The sequence below is a fragment of the Brevundimonas sp. genome (assembly GCF_035626535.1).
In the GTDB taxonomy this organism is placed as follows: domain Bacteria; phylum Pseudomonadota; class Alphaproteobacteria; order Caulobacterales; family Caulobacteraceae; genus Brevundimonas.
In genome coordinates, this window is sequence record NZ_DASPNO010000053.1 from 32,919 (window position 1) to 53,859 (window position 20,941).

The 20,941-nt window shown below is 67.8% G+C and carries 16 protein-coding genes; 10 read left to right on the forward strand and 6 right to left on the reverse strand.

Going from position 1 to position 20,941, the window contains the following annotated elements; genetic code table 11:
• Positions 1 to 36: 36 nt before the first annotated feature.
• The 3 genes from gspG to VEC04_RS07630 are packed head-to-tail and all read left to right on the forward strand — an operon-like array spanning position 37 to position 3,162.
• Positions 37 to 495, forward strand: a complete 459-nt coding sequence (gene gspG, locus VEC04_RS07620) for a type II secretion system major pseudopilin GspG (protein WP_324775459.1) — start codon at positions 37 to 39, stop codon at positions 493 to 495.
• Entirely contained in the window at positions 492 to 2,519 is a 2,028-nt protein-coding gene (gspD, locus tag VEC04_RS07625; RefSeq protein WP_324775461.1) for a type II secretion system secretin GspD, read from the forward strand. Before gspG ends, gspD begins: the two co-directional genes overlap by 4 nt.
• A complete protein-coding gene (locus VEC04_RS07630; protein WP_324775463.1) occupies positions 2,497 to 3,162 on the forward strand; it encodes a hypothetical protein in 666 nt (221 codons plus the stop codon). Before gspD ends, VEC04_RS07630 begins: the two co-directional genes overlap by 23 nt.
• A gap of 3 nt (positions 3,163 to 3,165) precedes the next feature.
• Here VEC04_RS07630 and VEC04_RS07635 read toward each other — a convergent pair whose 3' ends face one another.
• The gene (locus tag VEC04_RS07635; RefSeq protein WP_324775465.1) at positions 3,166 to 3,969 is read right to left on the reverse strand and encodes an RHS repeat domain-containing protein; all 804 of its coding nucleotides are present in this window, start codon (positions 3,967 to 3,969) and stop codon (positions 3,166 to 3,168) included.
• Complete coding sequence (locus VEC04_RS07640; protein ID WP_324775467.1) at positions 3,966 to 4,328, reverse strand: hypothetical protein; 363 nt, start codon at positions 4,326 to 4,328, stop codon at positions 3,966 to 3,968. Before VEC04_RS07640 ends, VEC04_RS07635 begins: the two co-directional genes overlap by 4 nt.
• A gap of 155 nt (positions 4,329 to 4,483) precedes the next feature.
• Here VEC04_RS07640 and VEC04_RS07645 point away from each other — a divergent pair, with 155 nt between their 5' ends.
• Positions 4,484 to 11,161 carry an RHS repeat-associated core domain-containing protein gene (locus tag VEC04_RS07645; RefSeq protein ID WP_324775469.1) on the forward strand — a complete coding sequence of 2,226 codons (6,678 nt, stop codon included), beginning with the start codon at positions 4,484 to 4,486 and terminating at the stop codon, positions 11,159 to 11,161.
• A 509-nt stretch (positions 11,162 to 11,670) separates the two neighbouring features.
• Here VEC04_RS07645 and VEC04_RS07650 read toward each other — a convergent pair.
• The gene (locus VEC04_RS07650) at positions 11,671 to 11,799 is read right to left on the reverse strand and encodes a hypothetical protein (RefSeq protein WP_324775471.1); all 129 of its coding nucleotides are present in this window, start codon (positions 11,797 to 11,799) and stop codon (positions 11,671 to 11,673) included.
• Between the two features lie 959 nt (positions 11,800 to 12,758).
• Positions 12,759 to 13,742, reverse strand: a complete 984-nt coding sequence (locus VEC04_RS07655; protein WP_324775473.1) for a glycosyltransferase — start codon at positions 13,740 to 13,742, stop codon at positions 12,759 to 12,761.
• Between the two features lie 179 nt (positions 13,743 to 13,921).
• On the opposite strand from VEC04_RS07655, the gene VEC04_RS07660 reads away from it, so the two are divergent.
• The 4 genes from VEC04_RS07660 to VEC04_RS07675 are packed head-to-tail and all read left to right on the forward strand — an operon-like array spanning position 13,922 to position 17,152.
• On the forward strand, positions 13,922 to 14,554 hold the full coding sequence (locus tag VEC04_RS07660; protein ID WP_324775475.1) for a TetR/AcrR family transcriptional regulator: 633 nt from the start codon (positions 13,922 to 13,924) through the stop codon (positions 14,552 to 14,554).
• Positions 14,551 to 15,372: an ABC transporter substrate-binding protein gene (locus VEC04_RS07665; RefSeq protein ID WP_324775477.1), complete on the forward strand. Its 822-nt coding sequence runs from the start codon at positions 14,551 to 14,553 to the stop codon at positions 15,370 to 15,372. The genes VEC04_RS07660 and VEC04_RS07665 overlap by 4 nt, the downstream gene beginning before the upstream one ends.
• Positions 15,369 to 16,358, forward strand: coding sequence for an iron ABC transporter permease (locus VEC04_RS07670; RefSeq protein ID WP_324775479.1), 990 nt, complete (start codon positions 15,369 to 15,371; stop codon positions 16,356 to 16,358). Before VEC04_RS07665 ends, VEC04_RS07670 begins: the two co-directional genes overlap by 4 nt.
• A gap of 14 nt (positions 16,359 to 16,372) precedes the next feature.
• Positions 16,373 to 17,152: an ABC transporter ATP-binding protein gene (locus VEC04_RS07675; RefSeq protein WP_324775701.1), complete on the forward strand. Its 780-nt coding sequence runs from the start codon at positions 16,373 to 16,375 to the stop codon at positions 17,150 to 17,152.
• Here VEC04_RS07675 and VEC04_RS07680 read toward each other — a convergent pair.
• Positions 17,107 to 19,176 carry a lytic transglycosylase domain-containing protein gene (locus VEC04_RS07680; protein ID WP_324775481.1) on the reverse strand — a complete coding sequence of 690 codons (2,070 nt, stop codon included), beginning with the start codon at positions 19,174 to 19,176 and terminating at the stop codon, positions 17,107 to 17,109. The genes VEC04_RS07675 and VEC04_RS07680 overlap by 46 nt on opposite strands.
• A 112-nt stretch (positions 19,177 to 19,288) precedes the next feature.
• Between VEC04_RS07680 and dapA the strand changes: the two genes are divergently transcribed.
• Together dapA and smpB are read left to right on the forward strand one after the other, a co-directional pair.
• Entirely contained in the window at positions 19,289 to 20,176 is an 888-nt protein-coding gene (dapA, locus tag VEC04_RS07685) for a 4-hydroxy-tetrahydrodipicolinate synthase (protein ID WP_324775483.1), read from the forward strand.
• Positions 20,176 to 20,646 carry an SsrA-binding protein SmpB gene (gene smpB / locus VEC04_RS07690; RefSeq protein WP_324775486.1) on the forward strand — a complete coding sequence of 157 codons (471 nt, stop codon included), beginning with the start codon at positions 20,176 to 20,178 and terminating at the stop codon, positions 20,644 to 20,646. Before dapA ends, smpB begins: the two co-directional genes overlap by 1 nt.
• On the opposite strand, the gene VEC04_RS07695 is transcribed toward smpB, so the two are convergent.
• Complete coding sequence (locus VEC04_RS07695; RefSeq protein WP_324775487.1) at positions 20,643 to 20,846, reverse strand: hypothetical protein; 204 nt, start codon at positions 20,844 to 20,846, stop codon at positions 20,643 to 20,645. The two genes, smpB and VEC04_RS07695, sit on opposite strands and share 4 nt — an antisense overlap.
• Positions 20,847 to 20,941 lie beyond the last annotated feature (95 nt).

The following is a 20,941-nucleotide window of genomic DNA, read 5'->3' on the forward strand; positions in this document are numbered from 1 at the left end:
GTCGATCATGAGTAGCGTGTTGGTTCGGGGGGAGCCATGGAGAAATCAGCCGAGGGCGCGAGACGAACCGCGCGCATCCGCCGGGCGGGCTACACCCTCACCGAAATGCTGGTGGTACTGGTCATCATCGGCCTGATCAGCGCCATCGTCGTGCCCCAGACCCTCGGACAGATGGACCGCGCCAAGGTACGGGCCGCCCGCCTGAAGATGGAGAGCGTGGCCGCCGCGCTGGAGATGTATTCCGCCGACTTGGCGCGCTATCCGACCCGCGAGGAGGGGCTGGACGCCCTCATGGATCCGCCCGAGGGCGTCGCCGAATGGGCGGGCCCCTACCTGTCGGATCCCGCGCTGACCAAGGATCCGTGGGGTCGCGCCATCGTCTATGCGCCGCCCGCCGCGGCGGGAGACCGGTTCACCCTGACCAGCTACGGCGCCGACGGCGCCCCCGGCGGCGCCGGTTTCAAGCGCGACATCGTCCTGGGAACGGCCCGATGAAGATCGCCACGCGCGCCCTTGTCGCGGCCGGTCTCGGCTTGCTCGCCGCCTGCGAGACCCCGCGGAGCATCCGTCCGGATCTGGCGGTCATTCCGCAAAGCCGCCCCGCCGCTCCCGCTTCCGTTCCCGATCCGGCCCAGACGCCGGAGACCGCCGATGACCTGGCCTGGCGGATCGAGAGCGAGGCGCGGGTGCCGGCGTCGCCGGCGGTTGAGCGTTCGCCCGTGCGGACCTTCAATGTCGTGTTCGATCAGGCGCCGGTCGCCGCCGTCGCCGACGCGATCCTGGGGCAGACCCTGCGGCGCTCCTTCCGCATCGACCCGTCGGTGCAGGGCGCCCTGACCCTCAGCCTGACAGGTCGCATGAGCGAGGCCGAGGCGCTCGCCAGCTTCGATCGCGCCCTTCGCAGCCTCAACGCCGCCCTTGTCGCCGAGGGAGGCGGCTACGCCATCGTGCCCGCCGCCCAGGCGTCGCGACTGAACGCCCCGCCCGTCGTCGCCCGGGAAGGGGTCGACGCCTTGGCCGGTACGGCCGTCTATCAGGCGAGATCGATCGGCGCGGCCGAGATCGCCCGCCTGCTGGAGCCGCTGGCCGGGGAGGGGGCCACCGTGCGGGCCGATCCCGCCCGCGAGCAGCTGTACATTTCCGGAGACCCGACCACGGTGAACGCCCTGGTGCGCACCGCGCGGTCGCTCGACGTGGACTGGCTCGAAGGCAAAAGCCTGCAGTTCTTTCCCGTCCGGCACGCCACCCCGGCCGACATCGCCTCCGAAATCCGTCAGGTCTTCGGGGGGGCGGACGGCCCTATGGGCAACCAGATCCAGTTCATCGAGCTCGGTCGGCTGAACGGCTTGTTGGTCATCGCCCGCTCGACCGCCGGGCTCGATCGGGCGGCGGAATGGATCCAGCGCTTCGACCGCGCGCCGCCGCCGGCCGCGCGCCGTCTGCGTTCGATCCCGTTGGCCAACCTGGAGGCCGACCAGTTCGTCACCACCCTGTCGTCTCTGCTCGGGACGGGGACGGCGGGCGCACCTGGGGCCACGGCGGCAGGGGAGTCCCCGTCCGCGGCGACGGCGCCCGCGTCCGCGGAGGGTTCGTCTCCCCTCGCCGGGTCGTCAGGCGCGGGGATGGCCGGGGCCCTGCGGCTGACCGCGGACGCGCGAACCAATTCCCTGATCCTGCTCGCAGACGACGCGGAATACCGCAACGTGCTGGACATTGTGCGCGAGCTCGACGCGCCGCCGCCGCAGGTGCTCATCGAGGCGACGATCGCCGAGGTGACGCTGAACGACCGGCTGCGCTTTGGCGTGCAATGGTTCTTTGACGACGGCGACCTGACCGGCGGCTTCTCCTCGGGCGCCAATGATGACGCCGCGCCCGGCTTCCCTGGCCTCTCCGTCCGCTACCTGAACCTCGACGTTCGCGCCGTGCTGAACGCGCTCTCGACCGTCACCGACGTGCAGCTGATCTCCACGCCGCGCATCCTGGTGCTCTCCAACGAAAGCGCCGAACTGCAGGTCGGGGACCAGGTGCCGATCATCACTCAGACGGCGGTCGGGTTGAACGACGACAGCCGCATCGTCAACAGCGTGCAGTACCGGGACACCGGGGTGGTCCTGTCGGTGACGCCGCGGGTGACCGAGAGCGGGCGCATGTTCATCCAGATCGAACAGGAAGTGAGCGAGGTGTCCGGCACGACCTCGTCGGACATCGACTCGCCGACCATCCAGCAGCGGCGCTTGAGCACCCGCATCCAGGTCGAGGACGGGCAGCTCGTCGTGCTCGGTGGACTCCTTCGCTCCAGCCGCAGCCTGGGCGACACCGGCGTGCCGTACCTGAGCCGCATCCCGGCGCTCGGCGCGCTGTTCCGCTCGCGCGACACGACCGAGCGGCAGACCGAGCTGGTGATGTTCCTGCGTCCGACGGTGATCCGCGCCCGTTCGGACATCGACGCGGTCTCCGCTGAGATGGTGGCGCGGCTGCAGGCGCTGGGACTACCGGTTGAGACGCCCGTCGAGCCCTGACCCGAGAGGGCGGGAGGGCTATGTCTCCCTCCTAGCGATCTCGTTTGCCACCGGCCTCGCCCTGTTCGGCGGCGCGCTGGCCGTCGGGCTGCAGGCCTATCTCGCCGCCGCGGCCGACGAGGCACGCGAGATCCGAACCCGCATCGCCCTGGAGAGCGCCGTCGCCGCCGCGCTCGGTCGCCTCACCGCCGGCCAGTCTGCGGCGCTCGAGCAGCCGGCGGAGGCCTCGGGCAAGCCCGACATCCTGATCTCGCTTGTGAGCGCCAAGGCCGATTCGGCGGCGGACGATCTCGAAGTCGTACGGGCAGCCTTGGCGCAAGCGGGTGTGGAAATGACTGGATCGGTCGACCCGAGCGAGACGCCGGATATGGCCTCACTCTCGAGGCGGCTACGGTTGAACGCGGCCGCCGAGGATTGCCTGCGACGCGCCCTGACCTATGGCCGTGCCCCGGCGGTGCGGGCCGAGGCCGTCGCCATCTCCGCCATCCAGGGCGTCTCCGCCGGAGATCAGCTCGATGTCCGGGCCCGTCTGCAAACCGAGGATGGCGAGCGGGCGCTGTGGGTCCGGGCCCGCTTCACGGGCCGGGCCGATGGCTGGGTGGTGCATGACTACCGGCGGCTGACCGGGCCGTTCACCTGCTAATCGTCAGGGGCCGACCTCGCACTGGTTCTCGCTGGTCGGAACGCATTCCTCGCCCAGGCCGACCTCGACGGTGACCAGGCCGGTGTCGGTCCCGCCGTGGCCGTCGCTGACGGTGTAGGTGAACGAATAGGAGCCGGCCGTGGCCGGCGCCATGTAATCCACATAGCCGCCGCCGCTGGGTATGGTGGCGGACCCGCCGGTCACGTTCGACACGCCGGTGACGGTCAGGGTGTGGCCGTTGGCGTCGGTGTCGTTCGAGAGGACGAAGATCGACTGGGACAGGCTGACCGTGGTGCTGGCGGTGTCGTCGATGGCAACCGGCGCCGCGTTGGCCGACGATACGGTCACCGTCACGGTCGCCGTCGCCGTGCCGCCCGCGTTGTCCGAAATCGTGTAGGTGAAGTTATAGGTCCCGACCGCGGCCGGCGCCGTATAGCGGACATAGGTCTGGCCGCCCTGGATGACGACGCTTCCGCCGCTGGGCGTCCCGACCTGGATGACCGTCAAGCTGTTGCCGTCGGGATCGCTGTCGTTGGCGCGAACGGAAATGTTGACGCTGGCGGAGGCGCTGACGGAGGCCGTGTCGTTGACGGCGACCGGCGGCGAATTGGGCGGTTGCGAGGTGACGATCTGGGTGCGGTTGCCGGCGGCGTCGTAGCGATACTGGATGACGACGCCGTTGGAATAGATGGCTTTGATCAGCCGCCCCGAGCTGTCGTAAACGTATTGCACATCGGCTGAGGCCGGCACCGCGGCGAACAAGGCCAAAGCCGTGACGCCAACCTTGAGGAGTGATCGCAGGGTCATTGCGTGGCCGGCTCCGAACGGTTGGCCGCCGCCAGGGTCGGCGAGAGGTCGGCCTGCATGGCTGCCGCCGCGGACTGACTGGCGCGCCACTCCTGATCGGTCGGCAGGCGGGGCGGCCCGGGCTGGCGATCCGGCTGAAGCACGACCCAGAGAGAGCCGGCGATCAGAACGGTCAAGGCTCCAGCGACGCCGGCGCGCGGCCAGGAAACGGCCGCCGCGCGGTCCCTCCAGCTGACGGCGCCGGCCCAGCGATTCCCGTCGAACGTCAGGCGGGCTTCATGTTCGAGCCAGGCGACCCCGCTGCGGATTCCGCGCCCGGTTCCGTCCAGCCACTGTGCGGCCCGCGCCCGAATGTTCACTCACGCCTCCCCCGAAACAGGAAGACTAAAGCCCAGCTTCCCACAGGCGTAAAGCGCCATCCAACCCATGGTGGAGATTTCACCTTTTCATCCCGCCTTCGGCGTGGTCCACCTAAGCGGCGCAATCACGTCGGGGGACGGCTGTGAAGTTTTGGGTGGATCGCATCAGGCCTGCGGGCCGCGTCCTGACCGGCAAGGGCGCCGTTTTCGCCACGCTGGCCCTGGCGGCTGTCGCGATCGTCGCGTCACTGGCGCTGCTGAAGCCCTTCGCTTGGGCGCAGACCTGGCCCGCCTACTACAACTCCGCCCAGACCCCGTCCGATCTGCCCGGCATGCGGCTCTCGCTGCAGTACAACCTGGTCTCCCCGACCAGCAGCGATCTCGTCACCGTTTACGGCACGCCTGCCTCTCCCGCAGCGCCTGCGCCCAGCGCTCGTATCGTCGCCCTGGCGCGCTCGCTGGAGAACGACCCGGACCGGATTTACCAATTCGTCCACAACAGCATCCTGTTCGAGCCGCAGTTCGGGCTGCACAAGGGGGCCGACGGGGTGCTGCTGGACGGATCGGGCGGATCCTTCGATCAGGCCCAGCTCATGGTCGAGCTGCTTCGGACGTCGAACATCCAGGCCCGCTATGTGTTCGGCACGGTCAACCTCACCGGCGCGGATGCCAAGTCGATCTTGCGGGTCGATACCGGCCGTCAGGCCTGCATCCTGCTCGCCACAGCGGGTACGCCCGCGACGATCAACAACGGGACGACCTCGTGCGCCAATCTGGGCGCGACCCTATCCGACGTGCAGATGCTGCACGTCTGGGTCGAGGCGTTTATCGATGACCAGTGGTACGCCTTCGATCCGTCGCTGAAGACGACAACCAAAATCACCGGCGTCGATTTGTGGGCAGCGGCCGACACGAGTGCGTCGGCGGCCTGGAGCAACGTCTCCTCGGGGGTATCTGTCAGCGGCGGCGACCTGAACGGCGTCAACGCGACCCACATCGAGAACGATATGGTCGCCTACGCTATGGCGCTGCAGACCAACTTGATCAACAACCACACGGAAAAGTCGCTGAAGCAGCTGACCGGCGGCTGGGAGATCGTCCGCACCGAGGCGGCCCCGCGCAATATCACCCTGCCGCGGCAGGCCAGCGTCTCCACCCGCTGGACCGGCGACGTGCCGACGCCCTATCGGGCCACCCTGCGGCTGCAGGCGGCGGGCTTCGATCATGTCTTCGACCTGCCGAGCATCTACGGTTGGCGAACCCAGGCGCAGTTTCGAGACGGCGTTCTACGGGTTGCCGTCCGCAAGAAGGAACACCTCGACGCTGATGCCGCGGCCTACTTCGCCGATGAGCTGGATGGTGGTCTGTCGATCAATCCGTGCGACGGTGTTCACGTCTTTTGCGCCAACGTCCCAGGACAGCATCCGCCTGACGGGCGCCGGCTCACCATGACCATCGACCACCCGTACGCCGCGCGCAAGACTGGGGCTCCGACAGCAAACCTGGGCACCTTCGGCGATGAAACCGTCGTTAAGCAACTGCAGGCGGGCAAGCGCGCTGACATACTCCTGCGCACAGCGGGGGGCAACGGCGGCCGCAAGGCCGCCTGGGCCGCCGCGTACGACCCTATCCAGCAGCATCGTATCGTCCCCGCCGGGCGCGACTTTGACCAGTGCTACCTGAAGCCCCCGGTCTGGAACCCGGATCTTGAGCGTTGGGAGTGGCACGTAGACAGCCCGAGCGATTGCGATGAGGCGACCGGCGTGGATTGGCGTTATTGGGTGCCGGACAGCGCCTATGGAAACGGTCCCTTCGCTACGGGAGAGGTCGCCGTCGCCGAGATGGGAACCCGCAAGGACTCCCTGCTCAACGGCTGGACCGATCTGTTCGACGGGACCGTCGCTATCCTGGAGCCGCTGTCCGGCGCGCGCATTTTTCACCAGCATTCCATCGGCGTGGCGCTCACGACCGGTGACAATGTCCTGGATATCGAGACGTCGGTCGGCATCGCCGCCAATGGCGCCGATCAGCCGCATCATATTCTGTCGGCCCTTGCGGCCCTGGCGGTGACGGAGGAAGCGCTGGCGCTGAGCCAAAGCGGGATGGAGCGTCCGTCCTTTAAGGGCTCGCCTTTCCAGGTCATCACTGCGCCACGGCGTCTGGCGACCGGCACGGGCCTGAAAGTTCTGACGGCGCCTGGTTCGACCACGAGCCTTCCAGCAGACGTAAATGCCGACACGAAGGACAGGATCGAGGCCTATCTAACCAAGGGCTACTCCGTCGTGGCGACCACGACGGGCGGCGTGAATGCCTTCCTGGCGCGGCGCAACGATGGGTCGGAGCAGGCGTGGATCATCCGCTCTTCGGCCGAAGAGACCGGTCATGCCAATCCATTGATCGCTTTCCGTAAGGGCGCGGAGCAGGAGACCCCCAATCCGGTCGATTATCTCGGCAAGGCGGAGTCGCGGCGGATAGCGGCCAATGTCGCCGGCTCCCTGCTCGGCGCCGTGGACCTTCGAACCGGCACACTCTCCTTCAGCGAGGGAGCCGAACTCTCGATCGGTCAGGGCGACTTCCCCTACAGCCTCAGTTTCTCGCGCAGCTATGTCTCAACCGGGCCCATGGAGGGAACAAGCGGCTTGGGCATGGGCTGGACACACAATTGGGAGAGTTCGGTCAGCCACGCCATGGATGTCGGCACCCTGTTGCCTCAGGCCGGGACGGAGACTGCGGCGCCTATGCTGATGGCGGCGATGATCGCCCTGGAAGCGGGGCGAGCCGACACCCTCCAGGCCGCCGTTGTTTCGGGGATCGCCCTGGATTTCCTGCAGGAGCAGGTCGCCACCAATATCGTCACCGTGAGCGGCGGGGGTCAGTCCAGCCGCTTCGTGCGCATGGTCGACGGGAGCTGGCGCAATCCGGCCTCACCGACGGAATCCATCGCGCCCGCCAGCGCGCCGTTCATCGGCGCCGATACGCGCGAGATCAACTGGACCCTGGCCGACGGGTCGGTGATGGCGTTCCGCGATGTCGAGAACCCCAGCACCTTGTCCACCTCCACCAACCTTCATGGCGTCGCGACATCCTGGACCTTCCCCACGGGCGTCGTGATCACCCTGACCTACGGCGGGGGAACGGACACCAATACGCCGGCGCTGGAGTCGGTCTCGAACAATCTGGGGGCGACGCTCACCTTCACCCATACCCAGACGCCGACCCAGGCGATGATCGAACACTGCCCAACGATGGGGGACCCGCAAGCGTGTCATGAGGCGCTGAGCGGCGGCGGCCGTCTGACCAAAGTCCAGGCGGGGCCTGACGAGATCAACTTCGAACACCTGACCTACTGCCCGCAGTTCGTCAATTTCTGCGCTTTCCAGCTGTACAGCGCGCAACGGCCCGGACTGCGCAAGCGGATCTATACGTACGGCTTCCCCACGGGCGGCTTGGCGACGGCGGTCTTTCCGATGGATTATCAGCAGGTCCTGACCCAAGTGAGTGATGAAGGCGTCACGACGCCGCGAGCGCGGTTCGACTGGCGCGCCGTCGGCGGCCAAGTTGCGCCTTATGTGGCCGAGGCCTTCGACGCCCAGAACCGCAAGACGGTCTACTATCCCTCGACCTTCACCTACTCCGCGGCCAAGGACGCCACGGACGCGGTGATCCGGCAGACCTACGACGACGATGGGCGTCTGGTGACGGCGGCGGACGCCATGGGCCGGACCTCCCGCGCCCGCTACGACGGGGCCGGCCGGTCGAGCTGGATGCAGACGCCTTGGGGCGACACCACCGAGTTCACCTACGACAGGCTCGGCAACCTCAGAGAACGCAAACAGTCGCCGCTCGCCAACTGCGCCACCGGTCTGACTGTCCAGCAGCAGGCTTGGTGGTGCCAGGAGATCGTCGTCAAGGCGGAGTACGCCAACACGACGTGGCCGACCCGGCCGACCAAAATCGTCCTGCCCGCGACCGAGGCGGATCCCCAGGTCCGCGAGTGGGAGATGGAGTACAACTCCCAAGGGCTGGTGACCCTGATCAGGGGTCCGAGGGTCGAGAACGGGCTTAACAACAATGTCCTCGAGCACCCGACCTGGGCGACCGGCTATGACAATCGGGGTCGGCCTGTGTGGACGCAGGATCCAACTGGCATCCGGTCAACGATGGCGTACGGTGAGTCCACGATGCCGGCTTTCTGCCTGACCTCCACGACCATGTCGGCTCAGCCCGCTGGCGTGGCCGGGATGATCACGAGGATGGAATGCGACGTGGTCGGCAACGTCACCAAGGTGACCGACGCCCGCAACAACGTCACCACATCGACCTATGATAACCTGCGCCGCAAGCGGACCGAAGACGGGCCGGCCAGCACGGCCATCAAGACCATCTGGAGCTACAATATCGATGGGGACCTGGACCTGGTGCGGCAGTGGGACTCGACCGGCAACACGTGGCGTGACACCATCACCGCCTATTCGGCGACGCACAAGCCTCTGACCGTGACAGACCCCGACGGCGATCTGACCCGGACCTGCTACGACGCCGTGGACCGCCCGGTGACCGTGATCGACGGCGAACGCCGGGCCACGCACACCGTCTATAACGCAGCCGGTCAGCCGACCGAAATCCATCGCTTCCAAAGGGCGGCGGCGGGCTCCTGTGGGTTCTCGACCGAGCTGCCGCAGGACGCCGGCTTCACCGAGACCCGCTGGCGGCGCTTTCAATACAATGCCGGAGGCTTGCAGAGCGCGGAAATCGACGCCCGAGGCAACGTCACCCAGCAGCAGTACGACGGCGTCGGCCGGCCGATTCGAACCATCTACCCGAACACCCTGCAGGCGTGGACGGCGATGGACGAGCGGGGGCAGGTGGTAGTGCGCAAGACCCGCGCCAATCACTGGGCGAGCGTCTTCTACGACGGCATGGGCCGGGACTTCCACGTGCGGGAGTACGCCAACAGCGAAACCGCCTACAAGTACAGGGGCCGCAACAGCCGGGCGAACTACGACCTGGCTGGCCGACCTGTCTGGCGGGCGGTGTCGAACCAGACCACGCAGACCAATACCTACGATGAGGCGCTGAACCGCGATGTCCGAACCTATAGCTATGACCAAGCCGGACGGCTGACCTCCGAACAGTGGCGGCCGGAGGGCGTGGCGGGGATCAGCTTCACCACCGGGTACGGCTACGACACTGTCAGCAACCGGACCTCGATCACTTGGCCGGGCGCCTGGACAGCCGCTTACGCCTACGACGCGGCCAATCGGGTCAAGTCGGTGAACTTCCCGGGACCCGCAGGCGCGCCGCAAGTCGTGGCCCTGGACCACGACTCTCTCAGCCGCCTCACTAGAATGGATCGGCCGGGTGCGGCCGCCGACACCACCTACACCTATGATGCGGATAGCGATCTTGCGGTGCTGAGCCATGGCTTTGTCGCAGGAACAGGGCCGGGGGCGGTGAGCTTCTCCTACGGCCACGACGCGGCGGGCAAGATTACCTCGATTGGGATTGATCAACCGGCCTTCGAGTGGATGCCGACGCTGACATACGCCCGCAGTTACGGGGCGGCGAATGTGATGAACCAGGTAGCGTCCGAGACGGATAGTGTTACATCGAGGGCGCTATCCTTCGACGGCAACGGCAACCTGTCCCAAGAGGTGCGCACGCCCGTCGTCGGCGGGACCCCGGTCACCTGGACCTATCACTGGACCTACGGCAACCGCTTGGGTGTGGTCACCAACAACGCCGCGGTTTCGCCGCTGACTGCGAGTTACCATTATGACTCCGATGATCGCCGCACCAAGAAGGTGGTCAACGGAGTTACCCGGCGGATGATGTGGTCGGGGATGGATGAACTAGCGGAGTATGACGTTAACGGCGACTTGCTCCGACGCTTTATCCCCGATGGCACGGGCGCGATGGACGCACGGCTGGCGACGGTGACACCGACAGGGGACGTCTACTGGCATCACACCGACCACCAAGGGTCGGTGATCGCCACGTCGAACAGCGCCGGGGAGACGGTCGGTGTGGCCAGCTATTCGCCTTACGGAGAGTTCGGGGGCGATGCGACGACGACGCCGCAGCACAGTCCGTTCGGTTATGCCGGGCGGCAGTACGATGAGGAGACAGGGCTGTATCAGTACCGGGCGCGATACTATTCTCCGCGCTTGGGACAGTTCCTGTCTAGTGATCCGATTGGGACTAAGGACGATCCGAACCTGTATCTCTACGTCGCAAACGATCCGGTGAACCTGACCGATCCGACCGGGATGGAATGCAAGAATAACACTGAGGCAGGGACAACGAACTGCGTCACCAAAGACTACAATGTCACATTCAAGACGACGGATAGTTTTCCTGGGACTGACGCCTCGCGAAGCGACTTCCACTATTATGACGAAACCGCGCAGTCACACTTGGGCGTCGATGCGACCAGGAATTGGGTTCAGCAGAACCCCACGCCGGGCGATCCTAGCCCTGCGACTCCGGGCGGTACTAGAAATGATGCCACACCAGTGATTGGCGGACTGCCCGGGGATATCAGTCCCGTATCGTCGATCACGACTACCAATACGGTCAGTGGAAATCCTGTGGTCGTGAACGTTACCTTGCCGGGCCATCCTCTTTTCCCTGGTATAGTCGTTCGGGAGGTGGTGCCTAACGCCGACGGCACTTCAACCATTCATAATCGGGGTGAGGGCAATGGCGACCTGCAGCGACCGGGCGCTCCTTTTGCCGGGGCAATCAACGGCGTGTGGAGAGGTCAGCGTCCGCCTCCGCCGACTCGGCCCTCTGGCCCAACGTGTTCTTACACATTGATGGGATGCCGATGATGCACGGCTTTAATATTCGAGCTGGGTTGGCGTTTCTGATTGCACCAGTCGCTTTTGGAATTCTGGCTTTGTTAGTCGCAACGATTTCGGGCAACGCCTCTGAAGGGCTTTGGGCGCTGAGATTGTCAGCAATGCTCGGGTATCCAGTTGCGCTGCTAACCGGGCTTCCCGCGTATCTGTGGATGACCCAAAGGCGGTGGGTCGGCCTGCCTGCGTACCTCGGCTTGGCCGTAGTCTACGCGGTCGTCTTGTCGGTGTGGCTATTCCTTAGGCCGGCATTGATGAGGCCAGAACACCTAAATCTGAATGCTCTAGCGCTTCAAAGCGGAGCGGTGCTGATCGGATGTACCATCACCCTAGTGATATTCTGGCTGATCGCCCGGCCGGATAAAGGGGGTCGGTGAGCGACCGAGTGCCGGATAAAGGGGGTCGGTGAGCGACCGAGTGCAGGATAGGCTTCGCGCCGACATTGTCTGACAGCCTTGGCCGTAGCGGCACGCCGTTCCGGCTCAGCGCTCGTGGTGGTCGCGCGGCTTGGACAGGGCTTGGAGGAGCGCCTTGAGGGCGTAGAGGCCGGCGATGCCGGCTCCGACGACGGCCAGGCCGATGACGAAGTTGATCGTGAATGCATCGGCCATGGTTCGGTCCGCTTCGGGGTCCGGGCGCCGAGGCGCCCCTGTCGCGGTCAAGGATAGCCCAGCGGCTGGTCGTCGGCGAGGTTCGGCCGAGCGCCTAGAGGGAGTGAAGGCCCCGCCCTAGATCCCGCTCACCCGCGTTGGAATCGAGCGCTCCTCACTATCGCAATCCGAGCACTCGCACCCCGCGCTGTGTACAGAATCCAGAGCTAAGAAGCTGTCAGGTGATTTAAATGTTTAAAGATGTGACGACGGTAGGAATTATTTCATTCCTAGTGGCTTGTTCACCGCAAGAGCCGGATGCACAACCGACACCTTCAACGGAGAAGGATGCCGAGTGCCGGGCTATATGGTTGCAACTCACTCCTGAGCAGAGAGTGGCATTCGGCAGTGAAGCCAACTTCGAACGCAAGTGTGTGGCTTCAACTTGGGTGGTCCAGTGTCAGGGGGGATCTATTGAAGGCGGGGCCGAATTGCATCGCCTCTGTAGATCTGATGGTGGTGTCGATCGCACCTTCAAGGGCGAGGACGGGTGAGTGCTGATCCACACACGCTGCAATAGTCGGGCTCACCTTTCCAAGTCTCACCAAGTACCGCCGCGCCGCCGACAGCACGGCTGTGTGGCACCGTCCGCCTCAAGGGAAACCTGGCTTCGATTATTCACAATAGTTTATGCAAAGTAGGGATTCGACTCCGGTGGGGCGAATGTCTGCACTTCATCGCTGAGCTCGGTCGGTCCTCCTGTCACAAGAGCAGTCTGCAGGAAGACTTGGGGGCGAGGAGTGCTGACGCCCTAGCTTGGATCGATCGCATAAACCCAAACCGCAACTGTCGACGGAATTGAAAGCCGGCCGGTTTCCCACTCAAACACGGTCGAACGGCTACGATTGAAGATTGTCCCAAGTTCACTCTGAGAGAGGCCCAAGCCCTTGCGCCGACGCCGCAGTTGAACTGGCAAGGACTCACCCTGCCAACGCTCCATGTCGGGCCGGATCACCTGCAAAGTGATCGGCAATTCTCCCCGCAAAAAGGGAAACGCAACTCGCCCTTTGCGGCAGCCAGTCGGCGAGGTGTCCCGGCGGCGTCTCCCACGTCGGGCGGCTGATGACTCCGAGACGCCAGCCTCGGGACCACAGCCGGAAGCCGAGATCGGCGTCCTCGGTGACGTTGAAGCTGTCCCAGCCGCCGATCTCGCGCAGCACGTCGACGCGGAAGTGGTTGCTTGTGCCGCCAAGGGGGAAGGGCAGACCGAGGTGGGCCATGCCGGGGAGGGCGGTCTCGAACAGGCTGGCGTATTCGGCGGCGAACTGGCGATCGAGGAACGGCGAGGCTTCTACCCCTCGGCGTCCCCGCCGGATCCGCAGCGGGGCCTGCAGGCACGCCAGCCGTCCATCCGCATCCGCGGCGAACTGCGTGGCCGCCTCCCGCAGCTGCAACGGGTCGGGCTCGTCCTCGGCGTCGTAGACGGTGAGCAAATCGCCGGTGACATGGGGCAGGGCGCAGTTGAGGGCGCGGGGCTTGGTCCGGGGGCGGCCCGGCGGAGCGACGAAGACCTCCAGCCACGCCGGCCGAGCCGCGGCCAGCGCCGCGGCGATGGTTTGATGATCGTCGGCCTCGAGGATCAGCAGCCCCTGCAGACGATCCGTCGGATAGTCGAGCCGCGCCAGTCGCCCAACCAGCTGGTCCATTACCTCCGCCTCATCGTGAAGCGCCACAAGAACGGTGTAGGGCGGAAGCGCGTCGGGCGGCTGATCCGCGTGACCGGCGGGCGGGGAGCTCAGCACTACGAGCAGGACCCGCCACACGGAGACGGTCAGGAAGGTCGTCGCGGCGCCCGCCACCGCCACGGGTCCGATCACGTCGGGGCGAAACGAGAGCAGGACGCCCACCGCTGCGACTGCGCCGGACAGCGCCAGCCACTGGAAGCCGGAGAGACCGCGCCACATGGCGCTGCTTAACCGGGGCGGCCCGTGGCGCGCTGTGTCGCGCCCGCGATCACGACGATCGCTGATCCCCGCCCTGCCCATGGCGAAGGGTTAACGCGCTGATTCGCGGGGGGCAAGCGGTTGGCGCGTGACGGGGAATGCCGCTATTCAAGGTTTCCGAGTTCGGAGTCCCGCCAAACGTGACCGCCCCCGCCGTCCTGAATCCGCGATCCCAGCGCAAGCCCAAGGGCGAGGGCCACGCTCGCCGCGCCGAGATTCTGGCCGCCGCCGAGCGCATCTTCGTCGAGCACGGCTACGAGGGCGCCACTATCCGGAAGATCGCCGACGAGGTCGGCCTGTCCTCCACCGCGCTCTACATGCATTTCGCCGAGAAGGGCGAGATCCTGCATGAGATCTGCCGCCAGGCTTTTGCAGCCTTGCTGGAGCTGAACCTCGCCGTCGTGGCCGAACCCGGCGGGCCGGAGCAGCGGCTGCGGCGGATGATGCGCGCCTATATCGACTTCGGCTTCGACAATCCGAACGCCTATCGTCTGGTCTATATGACCCGGCCGGTTGAGCTCCAGCATGGGGCCATGTCAGCGGCCCAGGAACTGGGCGGGGCCCTCTACCGGTCGTTCGAGCAGGTGGTCGAGGACGCCGAGACCGACGGCCTGCTGCGCGGCGATGCGCGGACGACGGCCCAGGCTCTCTGGGCCGGATGCCACGGCGTGGTGTCCCTGATGATCACCAAGCCGTATTTCGACTGGGCGGATCGCGAGACGCTGGTCGCCACCCTGCTGGACGGGTTGTTCGCAGGGCTGATGAAGCCGTGAGGCGCGCCGCCGCGGGGTTGGCGGCCGCCGCACTGGTTCTCGCCCTGACGGCGAGCGGCGCGCCGGCCGGCGCAGAGGAGAGCCGCCCCCTGCGGGTCATGTCGCTGGATCAGTGCGGCGACCAATATGCACTGGCGCTGGCGCCCGGGGCGGAGCTGGCCCTTTCCCCTCGCGCCGACGATCCGGATTCGTGGATGCGGGAGGCGGCGGCGGGCCGTCGCCGGATGCGACCGACGCTGGAGAGCGCGATGGCGTTCCAGCCAGACGTCGTCGTCCGCTACTGGGGCGGCGATGCGCGGCTGCTGGCCCGGCTGGAGGCCCGCGGGGTCCGCGTCGTCACCATTGCTGACGCCGCGAACTTCGAGGGTGTCCGCGCGAACATCCGGACGGCGGCGTCGGCGCTCGGCACTCCCTCCCGCGGAGAGGCGCTGATCGCCCGGATGGACGCCCGATTGCGCCTGGCGGCGCCCGCCGGCGGCGCGCCGAAACGGCCGGCCCTGTATCTGACGGCCGGCGGATTCACGGCCGGACGCGGCACCCTGGTCGATTCCATCCTGAGCGCCGCGGGGCTGGTCAATCTGGTCGGCGCTCCGGGATTCGCGCCCGTGAGCGTCGAGCGCATCGTCCTGTGGCGGCCGGCGCGGTTCGTGCTCGGCTTCTTCGACCAGTCGCGCGGCGACTGGCGCGGCCCCGGCCGCCACCCGGCCGTCCGCAGAGCCGCCAAAGGCCGGGTGGCGGCGCGGTTGCCGGCGGCGAGCCTGACCTGCCCCGCCTGGTTCGCGGCGGACGCGGCGGCGATGTTGAGGTCGGCCGGGTGACCGGGCCCGCACGCCTTTCGCTCGTCCTCGCCGCGCTGATCGCGCTGGCGGGGCTGGCGGCTGTCCTGTTCGGCGAAACGGCCTTTGACGCGGTTCAGCTGGGACAGGCCTTCACCGATCCATCGTCCGGACCGGCGGAGGTGATGTGGACGGTAAGGGCGCCGCGTGCGGTCACCGCGTTGATGGTCGGGGCGGCGCTGGGGCTTTCCGGAGCCGTGATGCAGGGCCTGCTGAGGAATCCATTGGCGGATCCCGGCGTGCTGGGGGTGTCGGCCTTGGCGGCGCTGGGCGCAGCCGGCGCCATCGTGCTGGGGTGGGCGGTGTTGCCCGGCGCCGTCGAAGTCGCCGCGCTGGCCGGCGCCGTTCTCGCCGGCGGCCTGCTGGTGCTGTTCTCGGCGCGGGTTCGCTCGCCCGAGGCCCTGATCCTGTTCGGCGTGGCGGTGTCCAGTTTCGCCGGCGCGGCGACGGCGCTGATCTTCAACCTGTCGCGATCCCCGATCGCCACCGCCGAGGTGATGAACTGGCTGCTGGGGTCGGTGCAGAACCGCAGCTGGTTCGATGTGGCCTGGGTCACCCCGGCGGTTCTGGCGGCGGCGGCGCTGGCGGCGCTGGCGGCGCCCGGTTTGCGGATGCTCAGCCTCGGCGAGGAGACGGCGCGGACTTCGGGCCTGCCCATGGCCCGGCTTCGGCTGCTGGCCCTGCTGGCGACGGCTCTGGCCACCGGAGCCGCGGTGGCCGTGGCCGGTGTGATCGGTTTCGTCGGCCTCGCCGCGCCGCATCTGGTGCGAAGCGCGGTGCGCGGCGATCCCGCCCGCCTGCTCCTGCCGTCCGCTCTGGCCGGCGGGCTGATGCTGGTGCTGGCCGATCTGCTGGCGCGGCTGACGCCGACCGATCAGGAGCTGAAGCTGGGTGTGTTCACGGCCCTGGTCGGCGCGCCGCTGTTCGCTCTGATCGCGTGGCGGGCGGCGCGGGAGTGGCGGCTGTGACGCCGTCGCTGCTCATGCAGGACGCCGTCGCTCGACTGGGCGGGCGCGCCGTGCTCGACGGCGCCGGTCTGCAGGTGGGCGCCGGCGAACTCGCGGCGATCGTCGGACCCAATGGCGCCGGGAAGTCCAGCGTGATCCGCGCCTTCGCGGGACTGCTTCCATTGACGGGAGGCGTCGCCCGGCTCGGAGGCGATGACGTCGCGACCTTGTCGGCGCAGGAGCGGGCGGCGCGGGCGGCCTACCTGCCCCAGGAGCGGCGCATCGCCTGGAACCTGCCGGCGATCGAGGTCGCGGCGCTGGGCGCGCCCTTCCTCGCAGCGGAAGAAGCCCTGGACCGGGCTCGACGGGCGCTCGCCGACGTCGAGGCGGCCCATCTGGCGGACCGGGGGGTGGCGGAGATGTCGGGGGGCGAGCGGGCGCGGGTGCTGCTGGCGCGGGCCCTCGCCACGGACGCCCGGGCTCTGCTCGTCGACGAACCGATCGCCGGCCTGGACCCGGACGCCCAGTTGATGGTGCTTGAGCGGCTGCGCGCCCGCGCCAACGCCGGGCAGGCGGTGCTGGCCAGCCTCCACGACCTGCCGCTGGCGGCCAGGTTCGCCGACCGGGTGGTGGTGCTGCACCATGGCCGGGTGGTCGCCGACGCCCGCCCCCTGCAGGCGCTGACGACCGAGGTCCTCCAGGCGGTGTTCGGCCTCTCGGGCCGCTGGATCGACGGACCCGACGGGCCGCTGCTGTCAGCTGGGCGCCGTCATTCCCCGCCCGTCGGATCCGTCATGGAGCCGCTGGAGACATAGGGCTGCGGGCCCGCCGGCGCGCCGCGGCGCAGGTCGCTGGACAGGGTCAGCGGCGCCGATCCTCCGTTCAGCCGGGCCTTGTAGACCGACATATTTTCCATCACCCGCATCATGTAGTTGCGCGTCTCGGTGAAGGGCGCGCATTCGATGAAGTCGACGGGGTCGACCTGGCCGCCGCGGGGATCGCCGCAGCGGGCCACCCACTGCGGCGGGCGGGCCGGACCGGCGTTGTAGGCGATCGTCGTCAGCAGCATGGACCCGCCGAAATCATTCATCAGATCCCCGAGATGGAAACTGCCCAGGGTCATGTTGAAGTCGCCGTCGTAAAGCCGCTCGTCCGAATAGGGCAGGCCCAGCTGACGCGCCACCGCCCGGCCAGTGGCCGGCACGAACTGCATCAAGCCGCGGGCGTTGGCGTGCGACCGGGCGCGCGGATCGAAGCTGGATTCCTGGCGCGTGATGGCCTGGGTGAACTCCAGCGGGGCGGCGCCCGCGACCTGCGGCGGAATCCGGATCGGGTATTGCCGCTCAGGCATCAGGAAGCCGCGCTGGCTGGCGGCGCGGCCGACCATCATGGCCGTGAAGCCTTCGCCATAGGCTCGGGACAGGTCCATCAGCAGGGCGAGCTGCGCCGCATCCGGCAGATCGTCGTCCAGCTGATAGGCGAAGACGCGGAACAGGCTGGTCTCTCCTGTCTCGCCGAGGATCCGCAGGGCGCGAACGACCTCGTTGGCTTCGAAGGCCGCGCGATCGGCCGCGGTCGGGACCGGGTCGGGGGGCAGGGTGAGGGTGGTCTGGCCGGCCTTCTCGGCCGCCAGCTGGCCGTAGAAGCTTTGGATGTGCTGCGCGCCGTTCCGGTAGAACTGGACCGCCGCCGGCGTATTGCCCCGGGCCTCCGCGGCGCGGCCCAGCCAGTACAGCGCCCGGCCTTGGGTGATCGGGGTCGAGGACGACTGTCGCAGGATCTCGAAATGGGTGCCGGCGCGGGCCGGGTCGTTCAGCTTGGTCAGGGCGACCCAGCCGGCGAAGAACTCCGCATCGACCTTGCGCTCGCCCGACGGAAAGCCGTGACCGGCCATGGAATCGTAAGCCGCCTGCCAGTTGCGGCGCTCCAGGGCGTCGAGGAAGTAGTTGCGCCGCTCGCTCCACAGCGTGTTCTGGCCCTCGGTGTGCAATGGCGCGGCCGGCAGGGCGGCCAGCAGGGCGAAGCCCTCGGACTGGCGGTTCTGCGAGCGCAGGATGCGGACCCGCTCCAGCACCACGGCCGGGTCCATCGCCTGCGACGGGGTCAGTCCGGCCACGACCGCGTCGGGACTGTAGGCGGAGCGCAGGGCCATCGCCGCCTCGGCCACCGCCCGCCGCTGCGGCGACACCATCTGCGTCATCGCCCGGGTCGCCGGGCCGTGCGGCCCCAGCAGCAGCATGTTCAGCCGCGCCTCGTGGTCGGCTTGGGTCAGCCAGCCGCCCCAGCGCGTCAGGATCCGCGTCTGCAGCGGCTCGTCGAAGGAGCGGGTGCGCCACCATTCGGTGATGAGGGCGCGGGCCTCGTCCCGGCGGCCGCGCTGTTCCAGCGCATCGGTCAGGGCGATGGCGCCCTCGGTCGTCGTCGGCGCCGAGCGGGCGAACAGGGCGAGGGCCGCGTCCGGACCCGCGTAAGCGAGGTCGAGCGCGCGTTCGGCGGCCTCGCGCCGGCTCTCGGCCCGGGGCCAGCCGGCGAAGGCGGACTGGGCGGCGGCGAGATCGCTGTACGGCAGTTGCGTCGCCGAGGTGTCGAGCAGGGCCCATTCAACCAGCTTGCGAGCGACCGGGTCGCCGATCTGCGCCGCGGTGGCGCGCGCGCCGACGACGTCGCGGGCCCGGGCCTGGGCCAGTCCCTGGCGGAAGAGGGCGGTGTCCTGATCGTTCAGGACCCGCGCCTGGACACCCTGCGGCGCCACGGCCGAATACGGCGTTTCCTGCGGAACCAGCGTTTCGGGCGCGGGGGCGAGCAGAGCCAGGGCGGCCGCGAGACTGGTTGCGATCATGCCGTGTCCGATCTCCATTCCATGACGGTTGCGGCGGCGTCGCCGGCAACCTAACCTCCCACGCTTCGCTTCGGGGCGCATCGCCCCTTTCCCACGCAGGACCATCGTTTCAATGCCCGCCCCTTTGTTCAAGGGCGTGATCACCGCCCTGATCACACCACTTCGTGACGGAAAGGTGGACGAAGCCGCCTTCAGGGCGCTGCTGGAACGCCAGATCGCGGCCGGGGTTCACGGCGTCGTGCCGATGGGCACCACGGGCGAGAGCGCCTCGCTGCATCTCGACGAGCACAAGCGCGTCGTCGAATTGTGCGTCCAGGTCGCCGCCGGCCGCACGCGGGTCATCGCCGGCGCGGGTTCGTCGGCCACTGACAAATCGATCGATCTGGTCCGCCACGCCAAGACCGTCGGCGCGGACGGCGCGCTGGTCGTCACCCCCTACTACAACCGGCCCTCGCAGGCCGGTATGGCCGCGCATTTCGAGGCCATCGCCGAGGCGGTCCAGCTGCCCGTCGTGCTCTACAACGTGCCGGGCCGCACCGGCGTGGATCTGGCCAACGAGACGGTCGCCCGGCTGGCGGCGCATCCGAACATCGTCGGCATCAAGGACGCCACCGGCGATCTGGCGCGGGTCAGCTGGATGCGGGCGAACATCCTCGACCAGCAGTTCGACCTGATTTCTGGCGACGATCCGAGCTACCTCGGCTACCACGCCCACGGCGGCGTCGGGGTGATCTCGGTGACGTCCAACGTCGCCCCGGAAGCCATGGTGGCCCTGCACGAGGCGGCCGCGGCCGGCGACTATGCCACGGCCCGCCAGTGGCAGGACCGGCTGATCGGCCTGCACAAGGGGCTGTTCCTCGACAACTCGCCGTCGCCGACGAAGTACGCCCTGGCCCGGCTCGGCTTCTGCACCGAGGAGGTGCGCCTGCCGCTGGCCCCGACCAGCGACTCCGTGAAGCCGGCGATCGACCGGGCCATGGCGGAGGCGGGCGTCGCCTGATGGCCTCCGAGAAGCCGAAGACCAAACTCATCGCCGAGAACCGCCGGGCGAAATTCGACTATTTCCTCGAGGACTACACCGAGGCCGGGATCCAGCTGCTGGGCACCGAGATCAAGGCGCTGCGCGACGGCCGGGCCAATATCGCGGAATCCTACGCGGCGGTGGAGGGGCGCGAGATCGTTCTGATCAACGCAGACATCCCGCCCTACAAACAGGCCAACCGCTTCAATCACGAGCCGCGCCGGCCGCGAAAGCTGCTGTTGCACCGCAAGCAGATCGACAAGATGATCGGCGCGGTCCAGCGCGACGGCCAGACCATCATCCCCGTCAAGCTGTACCTGAACGAGGCGGGCAAGGCGAAGCTGGAGATCGCCCTGGCCAAGGGCAAGAAGCTGCACGACAAGCGCGAGGCCACGGCGCAGCGCGACTGGCAGCGCGACAAGGCGCGGCTGATGAAGGAACGCGGCTAGAGGCCCGAGGCGACCGGTTGCGCCTCCAGCACGCCCGGCATCGAAACCGCCGCCTGATCCGCGCCCCAGGGGCCGAGCGATGGCTGCGTCCATTGCTGGATCATCAGGGCCGCGAACGCGATGACGCCCGCAACCAGCAGCGCCCAGAGCGCCGCCTTCCGCTCTTCCGGAGTGAACGCACCCCGTTCCGTCCTACGCATGACAACCTCCCAGGTCCCGCTCGATCAACGCGGGTTCGGCGACGCTGTTCCTGAGGATGGAGGCTACACCCGACGACCGCTGATTCGCGTGGCAG

What these genes read in the sequence shown, in the direction of transcription:
- gspG (WP_324775459.1), top strand. Translation starts at nt 37, where the DNA reads ATGGAGAAATCAGCCGAGGGCGCGAGACGAACCGCGCGCATCCGCCGG.
- VEC04_RS07635 (WP_324775465.1), bottom strand. Translation starts at nt 3,969, where the DNA reads ATGACCCTGCGATCACTCCTCAAGGTTGGCGTCACGGCTTTGGCCTTG.
- VEC04_RS07675 (WP_324775701.1), top strand. Translation starts at nt 16,373, where the DNA reads ATGCAGGACGCCGTCGCTCGACTGGGCGGGCGCGCCGTGCTCGACGGC.
- dapA (WP_324775483.1), top strand. Translation starts at nt 19,289, where the DNA reads ATGCCCGCCCCTTTGTTCAAGGGCGTGATCACCGCCCTGATCACACCA.
- VEC04_RS07655 (WP_324775473.1), bottom strand. Translation starts at nt 13,742, where the DNA reads ATGTGGCGCGGTCTCTCCGGCTTCCAGTGGCTGGCGCTGTCCGGCGCA.
- VEC04_RS07695 (WP_324775487.1), bottom strand. Translation starts at nt 20,846, where the DNA reads ATGCGTAGGACGGAACGGGGTGCGTTCACTCCGGAAGAGCGGAAGGCG.
- gspD (WP_324775461.1), top strand. Translation starts at nt 492, where the DNA reads ATGAAGATCGCCACGCGCGCCCTTGTCGCGGCCGGTCTCGGCTTGCTC.
- VEC04_RS07650 (WP_324775471.1), bottom strand. Translation starts at nt 11,799, where the DNA reads ATGGCCGATGCATTCACGATCAACTTCGTCATCGGCCTGGCCGTCGTC.
- smpB (WP_324775486.1), top strand. Translation starts at nt 20,176, where the DNA reads ATGGCCTCCGAGAAGCCGAAGACCAAACTCATCGCCGAGAACCGCCGG.
- VEC04_RS07680 (WP_324775481.1), bottom strand. Translation starts at nt 19,176, where the DNA reads ATGATCGCAACCAGTCTCGCGGCCGCCCTGGCTCTGCTCGCCCCCGCG.